The sequence below is a fragment of the Nonomuraea ceibae genome, assembly GCF_019396325.1.
Taxonomy (GTDB): domain Bacteria; phylum Actinomycetota; class Actinomycetes; order Streptosporangiales; family Streptosporangiaceae; genus Nonomuraea; species Nonomuraea ceibae.
This window is the reverse complement of record NZ_JAHKRO010000038.1, coordinates 64,492-75,871: the sequence shown is the minus strand read 5'-3', so window position 1 is coordinate 75,871 and position 11,380 is coordinate 64,492. Positions and strand designations below refer to the sequence as shown.

11 protein-coding genes are annotated in these 11,380 nt (G+C 75.0%); 4 read left to right on the top strand and 7 right to left on the bottom strand.

The features are described from left to right. Positions 1 to 141: 141 nt before the first annotated feature. Both KME80_RS23525 and KME80_RS23520 read left to right on the top strand, forming a co-directional pair. A complete protein-coding gene (locus tag KME80_RS23525; protein WP_219508281.1) occupies positions 142 to 855 on the top strand; it encodes a maleate cis-trans isomerase family protein in 714 nt (237 codons plus the stop codon). 210 nt (positions 856 to 1,065) lie between these two features. Then, positions 1,066 to 3,054, top strand: coding sequence for a hypothetical protein (locus tag KME80_RS23520; RefSeq protein ID WP_219508280.1), 1,989 nt, complete (start codon positions 1,066 to 1,068; stop codon positions 3,052 to 3,054). Positions 3,055 to 3,141: 87 nt separating this feature from the next. On the opposite strand, the gene KME80_RS23515 is transcribed toward KME80_RS23520, so the two are convergent. Continuing rightward, a complete protein-coding gene (locus KME80_RS23515) occupies positions 3,142 to 5,064 on the bottom strand; it encodes a Xaa-Pro dipeptidyl-peptidase (protein WP_219508279.1) in 1,923 nt (640 codons plus the stop codon). 72 nt (positions 5,065 to 5,136) lie between these two features. Here KME80_RS23515 and KME80_RS23510 point away from each other — a divergent pair, with 72 nt between their 5' ends. Further along, positions 5,137 to 5,817, top strand: a complete 681-nt coding sequence (locus tag KME80_RS23510) for a FadR/GntR family transcriptional regulator (RefSeq protein WP_246645569.1) — start codon at positions 5,137 to 5,139, stop codon at positions 5,815 to 5,817. Between the two features lie 9 nt (positions 5,818 to 5,826). Here the strand turns inward: KME80_RS23510 and KME80_RS23505 are convergent, their stop codons facing one another. The 3 genes from KME80_RS23505 to KME80_RS23495 form a co-directional block, all read right to left on the bottom strand. Continuing rightward, the gene (locus tag KME80_RS23505; protein ID WP_219508278.1) at positions 5,827 to 6,708 is read right to left on the bottom strand and encodes a hypothetical protein; all 882 of its coding nucleotides are present in this window, start codon (positions 6,706 to 6,708) and stop codon (positions 5,827 to 5,829) included. A gap of 132 nt (positions 6,709 to 6,840) precedes the next feature. After that, a complete protein-coding gene (locus KME80_RS23500; RefSeq protein ID WP_219508277.1) occupies positions 6,841 to 7,476 on the bottom strand; it encodes a class I SAM-dependent methyltransferase in 636 nt (211 codons plus the stop codon). Positions 7,477 to 7,510: 34 nt separating this feature from the next. After that, positions 7,511 to 8,071, bottom strand: a complete 561-nt coding sequence (locus KME80_RS23495; protein WP_219508276.1) for a YybH family protein — start codon at positions 8,069 to 8,071, stop codon at positions 7,511 to 7,513. 278 nt (positions 8,072 to 8,349) lie between these two features. Between KME80_RS23495 and KME80_RS53265 the strand changes: the two genes are divergently transcribed. Further along, entirely contained in the window at positions 8,350 to 8,691 is a 342-nt protein-coding gene (locus KME80_RS53265; protein WP_372455381.1) for a CDGSH iron-sulfur domain-containing protein, read from the top strand. On the opposite strand, the gene KME80_RS23490 is transcribed toward KME80_RS53265, so the two are convergent. Genes KME80_RS23490 through KME80_RS23480 form a run of 3 tightly spaced genes read right to left on the bottom strand, consistent with a single transcriptional unit; the run spans position 8,623 to position 11,344 of the window. Next, positions 8,623 to 9,603 carry a glycosyltransferase family 2 protein gene (locus KME80_RS23490; protein ID WP_246645566.1) on the bottom strand — a complete coding sequence of 327 codons (981 nt, stop codon included), beginning with the start codon at positions 9,601 to 9,603 and terminating at the stop codon, positions 8,623 to 8,625. The two genes, KME80_RS53265 and KME80_RS23490, sit on opposite strands and share 69 nt — an antisense overlap. Continuing rightward, entirely contained in the window at positions 9,603 to 10,610 is a 1,008-nt protein-coding gene (locus tag KME80_RS23485) for an iron-containing redox enzyme family protein (RefSeq protein ID WP_219508275.1), read from the bottom strand. The genes KME80_RS23490 and KME80_RS23485 overlap by 1 nt, the downstream gene beginning before the upstream one ends. Then, positions 10,610 to 11,344: a class I SAM-dependent DNA methyltransferase gene (locus tag KME80_RS23480; protein WP_219508274.1), complete on the bottom strand. Its 735-nt coding sequence runs from the start codon at positions 11,342 to 11,344 to the stop codon at positions 10,610 to 10,612. The genes KME80_RS23485 and KME80_RS23480 overlap by 1 nt, the downstream gene beginning before the upstream one ends. Positions 11,345 to 11,380 lie beyond the last annotated feature (36 nt).

The following is an 11,380-nucleotide window of genomic DNA, read 5'->3' as shown; positions in this document are numbered from 1 at the left end:
CCCGGTACGCGGCACCCGCCCGCCGCCACCCCCCGACCGGCCGCCCCTCGACCAGGCGGCGGGGCCACGGGCGGACGTCACGCCGATCACGCACCCGGTGCGGCGGCTGCGGCCCGCGCGGCGGCACGGCGGGAGGCGGACATGAGCCGCGGCAGGGTGGGCGTGCTGGTGCCGCCCGCGAACCCGTCGGCGGAGCCGGAGCTGACCCGCCTGCTCGGCTCACGCGCCGACATGCACGCCGCCCGCTTCCCGGTACGCCCCGGGCTGGCCCCGGCCGAGCGGCTGGAGAGCTACAACGCGGCGCTGCCCGCCATGACGCACGCCTTCGGCGACCTGCCGCTCGACGCGCTCGTCATGGCCTGCGACGCCCCCCGCTACCTGCTCGACCCGGACGAGGACCGCGAGGGCTGCCTGCGGCTGACCGAGCGGTGCGGAGTGCCGTTCGCCTCGGCGACCATGGCCATCCTGGAGGCGATCGGGCATCTCGGGCTGGAGGAGGTCCACATCGTCTCGCCGTTCCAGCCGTGGCTGACGGAGCTGGCCGAGCGCTTCTGGAAGGCCGCCGGGCTGCGCATCGCCGGGGTGCTCCCGGTCCGCGCCCAGGGCGGCTGGTCCCCGTACACGATCACTCCCGCCGAGCTGGTGGAGCAGGTGAAGCAGGCGCGGCTGCCCCGGGACGGCGTGCTGCTGTTCGTCGGCAGCGGCATGGCGACGCTGCCGGCGCTGGGCACGCTGGGCGCCGGCAACGACCGGGTGCTGCTCACGTCCAACCTGTGCACCGCCTGGTGGGCGCTGTCGCGGGCGACCGGCAAGCCCGTCACGCTCAACCGCTCCCCGCACCGGAGGGCCTCGTGAGCGCCGCACCGGGCGCGCTCGCCCTCCCCTGCCCCCTGACGAGGGTCGCCGGCGCTCCGGCTCGCGGCCGTGCCGGGCCTGCGGCCGGTCCGGGCGGCACGCGGTCCGGCGCCGGCGATCCCGGTGCCGCCGCGGAGGCCGCCTGACGGGCCCATCCCCTGCGAGGACCGGGCGAGGGTCGGCGCGGTGACGTGAGGAGTGCTCGATCAGATGTGGCGGACGCTGACGGACGAGGCGCGCGAGGCGATCGGCGCGCTCTGCGACGAGCACGGGCGGCACCTGTACGACTACTGCCGCACGGCGCTGGCGGGCTCCGACGCCGAGCTGGCGGTCGCGGGCGCGCTGCTGTCGGCGCACGCGCACGCCGGCCGGCTCCCGTCGCCGGACGCGCTGCGGCCGTGGCTGTACGCCCTGGCCCGCGCCCACCGCGCCGCCGTCGCCGCCGCCAGACCGGCCAGCATCGGCTCCTGGTCCCGTCCCGGCCCCGCGCCCGACCTGGTGCCCGAGGGTCTGACTGCCCTCGACGGCCCGCACCGCGAACTGCTCGACCTCTCGGTACGGCACGAGCTGTCCGACGACGAGATCGCGCTGATCTTCGACGCGGACACCGGTGACGTGACCGCCATCGTCACGGAGGCGGCCGACACGCTGGAGCAGTGGTTCGCGGCGGTGCGGGCGGCCAGGACCCGTGACGGCTGCGCCCGGCTGGCCTCCCGGCTGACCGACTGGGCCAGGACCCCCGGACGCCGCAACCGCACGCGGATCGCCCGCCACATCCTGACCTGCCCGGAATGTCAGGCGGCGCCCCGGACGCTCCGCGCGGCCACGCTGCTGCGCCGCCTCCCCCTGGCCGACACCCCCGGCACCCTGCGCGAGCAGCCCGCCTGGGGGCAGCCGCTGCCGGACGACGACACCGCCTGGCGCCCGGACGGCTTCCCCGTCCAGGCGCGCGGCCTGGCGGAGCCGCCTCCGGCCATGATCTCCCTGCTCCCCGGCCCCACGACGGAGACCAGGGACAACCCCTGGCCGGCGACGGGCGCGGCCGTCGCCGGCCAGGAACCCCTCCCCGCCCCCACCCCGCCCGAGCCTCCGGAGGACGACTGGGCGCCCCCTCGCCCGGTGCCGCGCGCCCCGGTGGCGGAGGAAGGGGAGGGGCGTGGGGTCAGGGTCGTGGAGGAGGCCCGGGTCCGGCGGGGCGGCAACGGCGCCGGCTCCGGCCAGGCGCTCGTGCACGCCGCGCATCCGGGGTCGGGGCAGCGGCGCGAGTACTACCTGCCGCCCGACCCCGTCCCCCCGCACGACCCGCTGCGGGCCAGGGAGCTCGCCCGGCCGGCGGCGCGGCCGGGCGAGCGGCGCAGGGCCGAGCCCGGCGACAAGCTCGTCCACGCCGGTGACCGGCCGCCGCCGCGCGACGACGGGGGTGACGCCCGGTGGGAGGACTTCTGGCGGGAGCGCCCCGACGAGGACGACCCGGAGGCGCGCATCTCCCTGCGCTGGCTGGTCCGGACGGCGCTGATCTTCGGCCTGGTCCTGCTGGCCGGGGGCCTGACGTGGTCGGTGCTCAAGCCCCAGTCCCGTCAGGCGGCGACGACCGCCGCCCCCGCCGCGGCGGCCCAGCCCCCCACCGCCCCGCAACCGACCGCACAGGAGCCCACCGCACAGGAGACCACCGGGCCCGAGCCCACCGCACAGGAGACCACCGGGCCCGAGCCCACCGCCGAGGAGCCGCTCGTCCAGGAGCCCACGCTCCAGGACCCTCCCGCGCGGGAGCCCACCGGCGCGGCAGAGGAGCCCGGCACGGCGCTGCCCGCGCCCGAGCCTCCGGTGGCCAAGCTGACGCCCGCGTCCGTGCGGCTGGGCGAGAAGCGCAGCGGCCGGTTCAGGCTCACCTGCACCGGCGACTGCCGGGTCACCTCGTTCTCCGGGACGAACGGCATCACCGTCGACGGCAACACCTTCACCGTACGGGCGCCCGCCGAGCGGCCGGGTTGCGCCGGGCCGCCCGTGACCGAGTCGGGCGTGATCACCGTCGGCTGGTCGGGCACCACCACGGGCGACGGCAGGACCACGGAGGGCGCCACGGCCGGCGACGGCACCCTCACCATGATCGTTTCGTGGACCGTGACCACGAACCGAGGAGCGTTCATCCCCGACACGAACGGAGGCGGTTATTGGAGCAATTGCCCTAAGGGCGAGTGAAACAGGCAAGCACCATGCACCAGCCACGCACGTGACGGCCCCGGGCATCGCGCCCGGGGCCGTCAGCTGTCAGAAGCCCGTCTCCCGTCAGAAGAACGAGAAGCCCGGCTCCGGCTCCGGCAGCGTCAGCTCACGCGGCCCGAGGAACCTGGCGGTGTCCTTCGGCACGTCGGCCAGCGGGGCGCCCGGCACGACCGGGACGATCACGCCGGTCCTCGACAGGTCGACGGTCACCGCGGCCCCGGTGCCCGTCTCGGAACTGTAGGAGGCGTCGGTGCCCGCGATGATCAGGCCGATCCGGTGCCCCTTCTTGAAGGTGTAGTCGTGCGGCAGCGTCTCCCACCTGACCTTGGCGTACTTCCCGACCGGCATGGGCGACGGCCGGGTCAGCGAGTGGCGGTTGCGGGCGTCGATCCAGCCCCGGGCGACGACCTCCACCGGCCGGTTCGCCACGTTCGTGACGACCTTCTTGTAGCAGCCGTCGTCGGCAGCGGTGCTCTCGCCGTGGCAGTCCTCCTCGGCGATCGTGGTGACGCCCTGGCCGCGCCGCCAGTCCAGGCGGGTGTCGTCGCCGAAGTCGACGAGCAGGGCGGTCAGGTTCGAGGCGGGCCGGTCGAGCTTGACCCGCAGGTCGGCGGTGGGCGTGCCGGACAGGCGCAGGTCGACCGGCAGCGCGCCCGTGGTGAACGCCAGCCGTCCCGGGTTCGCGGCGCCGACGTCGGCGACCATCGCGGACTCGGTCATGGCCACGTCCGTGAACGTCGCCGTGGCGCGCCGGTCGGGCCGCAGCCCGAGCGTGCCGTCGGCGGCGGGCCGGAGCGTCAGCCGGGTGGCGTGCGGCGCCGGCCAGTCGCGCTGCGTGATCCACTCCGTCGGCCCGACCTGCACGTCGGCGCGCGGCTCGCGCATGATGTCGTTGCGCACGCCGTGCAGCCAGTGGTCGAACCAGCGGTGCAGCGTGTCGACCCACACGTCCCGCCGGCCCTCGAAGTCGAACGGGTCGACGTGGTTGTACTGGCCGACCCAGATCTTGCGCGGCACCCGGCGCTCGGCCAGCGCCTGCCACCAGGTGGAGAAGTTGTCCGGCTTGACGTTCAGGTCGTTGGACGTGTGGACGACGAAGACGCTGGCCCGCACCTTGGAGACGTCGCCGAGCAGCCCGCCGAGGTAGTCGCGCTCGGCCCAGAACGGGTTGTGGTCGCCGGTGTCGTCACCGTCCCCGGCGTCCATCCGGTCGCGCACCGCCTGGCACTTGGCCTCGGGGTCGGTGTCGACGTAGTTGGCCAGCCAGGAGGCGTAGTCGTAGTTGTAGATCACGCCGTTGGAGCGCTGGTACCGGTACCAGGAGCTGATCGCGGAGATCGGCACGATCGTCTCCAGGCCGCGCACGCCGGTCGCGGCCACGGCGTTGGCGAGCGTGCCGTCGTACGACTTGCCGATCATCGCGGACTTGCCGGTCGTCCAGTCGGCCACGGCGGGGCTGCCGTCGGCCCGGTACGCCTTGGCCCGGCCGTTCAGCCAGTCGATGACCGCCTTGCCGCCCAGCACGTCGGCCTTCCCGCCGACGTCGGGGCAGCCGTCGGAGCGGGTGGTGCCGATCATGTCGACGTTCAGCACGGCGTAGCCGCGCGGCACGAAGTAGTTGTCGTAGAACAGGGGGAACTTCGTGACGTTCCCGTCGGCGCCGTACTCCTTGCGCTCCCCCTCGTTGCCGCGTCCGGAGTTGTCGTAGTACGGGCTCTCGTCGATGATGACCGGGACGCGGAGCCCGGGACCGGACTCCTTGGGACGGATGATGTCGACGCGCACCCGGTCGAGCCGGCCGTCGGCGTCGCTGTCGACCGGCGACTCGACGTAGACGTGCTCGCGGACCGCGTCCGCGTAGGAGAAGACCGGCTGCGTACGGCCGTTCTCGACGGTGACCGCGGGTGCTGAGGCCGCGGCGTGGACGGGGGTCGCCGTGCCCAGGACGAGGACTGCGGCGATGAGGGCCGGGCGTAATTGTGGCACGCGTGACCTCCGTGGCTGTACCAAAAGTACGAGCAATCTCTCAGACGCCCGGAAGCCTGACAAGATCTGACCATGCGGGTCGAGAGGATGGGCATGCGGAACGTGGCACGGACCTCGTTGGTGGACGCCGCCATCGAACAGCTGCGCGACCAGATCACCAGCGGCGCGTGGCCGGTCGGCACCAAGCTGCCGTCCGAGAGCCGGCTCGCCGAGACGCTCGGCATGAGCCGCCTGTCGGTGCGCGAGGCGCTGCGGGTGCTGGCGCACGCCGGGCTGCTGGCCACCCGGCAGGGCGACGGCACGTACGTGACGGCCACCGACGAGTCGCAGGTGGCGCTGCGGCGGCGGCTGGACCGGGCGGCGGCCATGGACATCATCGACGTGCGGCGCGGGCTCGACCTGGTGGCCGCCCGGCTGGCCGCCGCCCAGCGCACCGACGAGGACCTCGCCGGGATGCGCGAGGCCCTGGCCCGCCGCGACGCCGCCGCCGGCGCCGGTGACCTCGACGCCTTCGCCGACGCCGACGTGGCCTTCCACCTGTGCGTCGCCGACGCGGCCCACAACCCGCTGCTTGGCGACCTCTACCGGAGCATGAGCGAGTCGGTGCGCGAGAGCGTCCGCGACCTGGAGGAGGCGGCGCTGCGGCCCGACAGCTCCCACCACGAACTGCTGGCGGCCATCGAGGCCGGTGACGCGGCGGCGGCCGTGGCGGTCTCGGTCGGCATCCTCGACCGCCAGGAACGCGACCTGTGACCCGGGCGCTCACCCGCCGATCGTGATCGTGTCCGTCTCGTCGTCCACGGGCGGCTCCGGCTCCCGCCTCCCCCACGGCCCCCGTACGGCGACCAGGGCGAGCACCGCCCCGCCCACGGCGGCGACCACCAGCCCATAGACCGGAACCCCACCGGAGCCCGCCCCACCCCGCGTGGCCGCCCCGCCCTGGGTGACCGCACCGTCGCCGGTGGCCGCCTCGGCCGCGTGCGGGGTGCCGGAAGGCCGCGTGCCCGGCGACGGCCCCGCCGCGAGCGGGCTCGCCACGGCCGCGCCCGGCTCGGCGCGCCCCTCCTCGGCGCGCCCCGGCTCAGCGCGCCCCTCCTCGGCCGCGCCCCGCTCGGCGTCACCCCGGTCGGGGTTGCCCGGTGCGGGGTGCTCGGGGTCCGGGGTGGGGCGGCCTGGGGGGAAGCCTGGGGGGCGGATGGCGCCCCAGTGGTTCTGCGGCTCCTTCAGGGCGCGGGCGAGGCCGGGTTGCAAGGGGTTGAGGGCGAGGCCGCCCGGCACGGTGAGGGTGCCCACGGCGTACGGGTCGAAGATGCCCTGGATGCCTTCGACCCGGTACGTCCCGGCGGCGGGGACGGTGAGGGCGGCGGCGTAGTGTCCGGGCTCGGGCAGCGGCGTGCCGGCGAACAGCGTGGCCTCGCCCCGGGCGTCCGTGAGCCGGAGCCCGGTGGGCCCGAGGTCGCCCTGGTAGGGGTGGTTGCCGTGCTGGAGCACCCAGTAGCCGGCCGTGTAGGACGTGCCGGCCTTCAGGGTGCCCGGGAGCGGGTCGAGGTAGGTGACGGCGAATCCGCCGGCGGCCGCCCCGGGGGTGGCGAGCGGACCGGCGGCCAGCAGCAGGGCGGCCACGACGGTGGCGAGTCTTCTCATGGGACACCTCCGGCGTGCATACACCGGCGGCGCGCCCGGAGTTCCGGCCGGGGCCCAGAATGGGGGACTCGGGGAGGCTTCGCGCGGTCGCCGTCCATTCCGCGCTGGTGGATCAGCGGCGGGGTTGACCGGTCAGGGGTTGCGGGCCCGCCCGAGGATGTGGGTGAGCGCAGGGCTGCCGGGGACGGGCCGGTGGGCGAAGCTCCGCTGTTCCTCGACGAGCAGCCCGGCGGCGCGGATGGCAGCGGCGGTGTCGCGGTTGGGGTGGCAGCCGCCGCCGACGCGCCGCCAGAGCGGGGTGATGAGGTCCTGAAGGACGCCGCGGACCGGCCGGGGCGAGCGGACGTGCTCGAAGTAGCGCAGCTCGCCGCCGGGCGCGAGCAGCCGTCGCACCTCGGCGAGGGTGGCCGCCGGGTCGGGCACGGTGCAGAGCACGAGCGACAGCACGGCGGCGTCGTACGCGCCGGGCCCGCCCGGCAGCGCCCCCGCGTGGCCGGGCACCACCCGGACGGCCACCGGGGCGCGGGCCGCGGCCCGCTCGGCCGCGGCGCGCAGCAGGTGGTCGGGCTCGACGGCGACGACCTCGCGCACTCCCGCCGGGTAGTGCGGGAAGTTGAGCCCGTTGCCCGCGCCGATCTCGATCACCCGCCCGGTCAGCCCGGCGAGCAGGCGCTCGCGCAGTGCGGCGGTGGCGGGATCGGCGCGCTCGGTCATCCTCTCGTAGGCGCGGGCGAAGCGCGGGTGCTGGTACTTCGAGAGGTCCTGCATCACCCCAGCCTAGGTCCGGGCGTGGGCCGGAGGGCTAGGACGGGCTGTTGCTCATGTAGCGGTCGATCTTCCAGTCGCCGTTGTCCTGCGTGAGCAGGAAGAACGCGCGGGTCTCCTCGGAACCCTCGCCGCTGGTGGCGCGGACGAACGCCTGCTTGCCGGCGACCTGGGACTCCTCGATCGTCGGCGTGCCGCCCTGGCCCTCGCCCATGCCCTCGAACAGCGTGGTGAGCGCCTGCGTGCCCTCGGCGGTCTGCTCGCCGGCCACGGCGGCCACGGCGTCGGAGGTGAACAGCTTCACGACCTGGGCGGCGTCGCCCGATTCGAGCGCCTTGTAGAAGCCCTCGACGACGCCGCGGGGCGAGCCCTGGCCGGCGCCGGTGTCGGTGGGCGACGGGCTGCCGGTGCCGGTCGTGGTGTCGGTCGGCGAGGCGGAGTCGCCGGGTGTCATGCCCGTGTCGGTGGCTGTGGGGGACGCCGGGCTCGCGGCGCCCTTCATCGCTTGCCCGGTGCCGCCCGCGGCGCAGCCGGCGGTGAACAGGGCCGGTACGATCGCGGCCAGCAGGAGGCCCCTGCGCAGAGAATTCATGCTCATGGCCGCTTTGATTCCCGCCCCGATCAAGGGCGAATGCGCTCTTTATCCAGTTCGCACGACCCTTTTAACGTACGCGGTATTTTCTCACCCTCGGCTTCACAGAATTCGGCGAGATCGTTCAGAGGTCTGATCGTTGCCCCACTGAGACCCGTTGCCCGGCGCGCCGCCGATACCGTCCCTCTAGTGCCGCATATCAAGGCGAACCCCGCTCCGCCCGCCGATCCTCTGCCGCAGCGCGACGACGCCGAGCGTTGCGCCTCCGCCGATTCGGGGCGGCGATGCGTCCTCCCGCCCGCCCATCATGGCGCGCATGTTTTCCCACCCGCGGAGACGGACCTCCGCCTCTGACATCGTTTCAAAAGTGCCATTTCGGGCAATTGACGCGAATGTCGGATGAACCGGTCACGGTGACCCCCTGTGAAGACGGCCCGCTGCTCATTCGTGGCGAGTTCGCGCTGGTGACCCAGGACGGCGAGCGCATCCCGCCCGGCCGGGCCACCGTCGCGCTGTGCCGGTGCGGCCGCTCGGCGGCCAAGCCGTTCTGCGACGGCTCACACAAGACGGCCGGCTTCCGCGCCCCCAGCGGCCAGGAGGCGGAGCCTGCGGACGGAGCTGGCTGACCGGCGCAGCCGCCGCCCCGCGTACGGGACGCCGCCGGTGAGCGCGGCGGCCAGGGCGAGCCAGCTGCAGACGCCCCGCTCGGCCACCCACACGGGCGCGAACAGCGACGACGTCGCCGGGAAGACCCGGTGGCCGCCGCAGCGGCGGCGGCCCAGCTCGGCGACCGCCACGGTGACGGCGGCGGCCCCGGCCAGCGCGGCGGGACGGCGGCGGGCGAGCGCGACGGCCACGCCCGGCGCCACCGCCAGGAACGCCGCCATCCGCCACGGCTGCGCGAGGTCGTCGTAGGCCTGCCGGACCCGCTGCGACCAGAAGCGCCGCGCCTGGCAGGGCAGGCGGCGCACGTAGAGGCCGGGGGCGGAGACCACGCGCCCGCCGCGCGCCCGGACGGTCCGGATCAGCTCCAGGTTCTCGAACAGCACGTCGCCGTCGTAGCCGCCCATGCCCAGGAAGAAGTCGCGCCGGACGCCGAGGGTGCCCGGGTAGTCGGCGCCGAACGCCCGGTTGAGCAGGCTGCGGGCGGTGTCCCAGCGGGCGTGCCAGGGCAGCGGGGAGAAGTAGTTCTGCGGGCGCACCAGGTCGGCCCCGGCGAGCAGCTCCCGCATCCTGGCGAGCCCCGCCGGGTCGTAGCGTACGTCGTCGTCGGCGATGACCACGTGCGCGGCGCGGGCCAGGCGCACGCCGGTGGTGACGCCGGTGACCTTGCCGTTGGCGTAGCCGAGCTCGGGGTCGGGAGGCACGTGGGTGACGAGGCCGCGCCAGCGGCGGGCGTGCCGGTCGAACAGGGCGGCCGGGCTGCCGTCGACGACGATCACGCGGGCGTGCCGGGCCAGGCCGGTCAGGTAGGCGGTGAGCTCGTCCAGCCCGGCGTCGTCCTCCCACCGCAGCGGCAGCACGTAGTCGAGGTCCATCACGGGCTCGCGACGGCCGTCTCCAGCTCGGCCAGTGACGAGACGCCGCGCTCCCAGCAGTCCATGACGTGCTCGGCCCACAGGCGTTCGAGGGTGAGCGCGCATGCGGCCCCGTACAGGATGTCGCCGGTGAGCGACGGCTGTGCGGCGGCGAGCCCGCCGCACAGGTCGTTGGCGGCGATCTGCTCGTGCACCGCGTCGGCCTGGACGTGCTCCTCGTAGAAGCGGGTGGCGGTGGCGTCGCCGCCGAGGCGGCGCAGGCCGGTGGCGTAGCGGCGGTTGGGCAGCGAGGAGGTCATCTCCAGGGCTGCCAGGTGGCCGGCGAGCGCGCCGCGCAGCCGCCGGTGCAGGCCGAACAGCGACATCGCGTTGGAGATCGCCAGCGTGATGCCGGGGACGCGGCCGAGGTGCGCGAGGTAGGAGTCGTCGAGGCCGAGGCCGCGCAGGGTGGCGCGGAACAGCTCGGAGTGCATGCGCTCGCGGCGTCCGCCGCCGTACTCGTCGGCCTGGATCTCGACCAGCGCCGCCTTGGCCCCGCCCTGGAGGCGCGGGATGGCCCAGGTGTGCGGGTCGGCCTCCTTCAGGTGGTAGATCGAGCGGTGGACGGCGAACTCGCGGAACTGGGCGAGGTCGGCCGTGCGCTGCAGGTGCTGCGACAGCGGCGGGCCCTCGTCGGCGACGGCCAGCGCGGTGAGCGCCCGCCGCACGTGGCGCGGCTCGACCGGGGCGGGGCGCGGCACGGCGCGGGCGAGCGCGTCCTCGAAGCCGCGCTCCAGGGCGGCGCGGGCCCGCAGCAGCGACGGCTCCCACTCCCAGCGCTCGTCCACGTCGTCGAAGCCCTGGTAGTGCAGCTCGTAGCAGGCGAACAGGGCGAGCTGCAGGTCGTCGTCGCCGAGCGGCAGCGCGCCCGGCTCCAGCGGGCCGAGCTCCCCGAGCTCCCCGGGCGGCCCGGTGAGGCAGGAGAAGAGCTGGTCGCTGATCGGGCCCCGGGCGGCAGGCAGGCGCATCAGGCACTCCGGCGGTAGACGGACACGTGCGCGCGGCTGTCGTCGCCGAACGGGGTGCGCGCCCAGTCCGACCAGCGATGCTCGCGCTCCATCGAGGCCAGCCGGGCCATCAGGTCGAGCTCGGCGGGCCAGGCGTAGCGGTGGTTGGCGGGCAGCAGGCGCACCCCTTCGGCGGTCAGCCGGATGCGGGTGGTGTGCATGTGCTGCCCGGCCGGGGAGAGCACGGCCGCCTCGGCGACGACGGCGTCCTCGGTCATCGACAGCAGCCGCAGCGCGCTGCCGTCGCGGAAGGCGGCCGGATCGGGCACCCACGCCTCGATTACGAACCTGCCGCCGGGCCGCAGGTGGGCGGCGGCGTTGCGGAAGCAGGCGACCTGGGCGTCCTGCGACGGCAGCGCGTAGACGGTGTTGGCGGCGAGCACGACGAGCGCGTAGGAGCCGTCGGCGGTGGCCGTGGAGAAGTCGCCGATCGTGACGGGCACGCGGTCGCCGCCGGGCTTGCCGCGCAGCACCTCGACCATCTCCGCCGAGCCGTCGATGCCCGCGACCTCCAGGCCGCGGGCGGCCAGCGGCAGGGCCAGCCGGCCGGTGCCGATGCCGAACTCCAGCACCGGCCCGCCGTCGGCGAGCTCGTGAAGCAGGTCGACAGCTTGGTCCGTGGGCAGGCCGCGTACGGTGGCGTCGTAGATGTCGGCGATGCCGCGGCCGTAAGCGGAGGCGTCGAACGCCGGCATCCGCACCTCCCCCGAGTTCCAGCACGTGAATGCCAG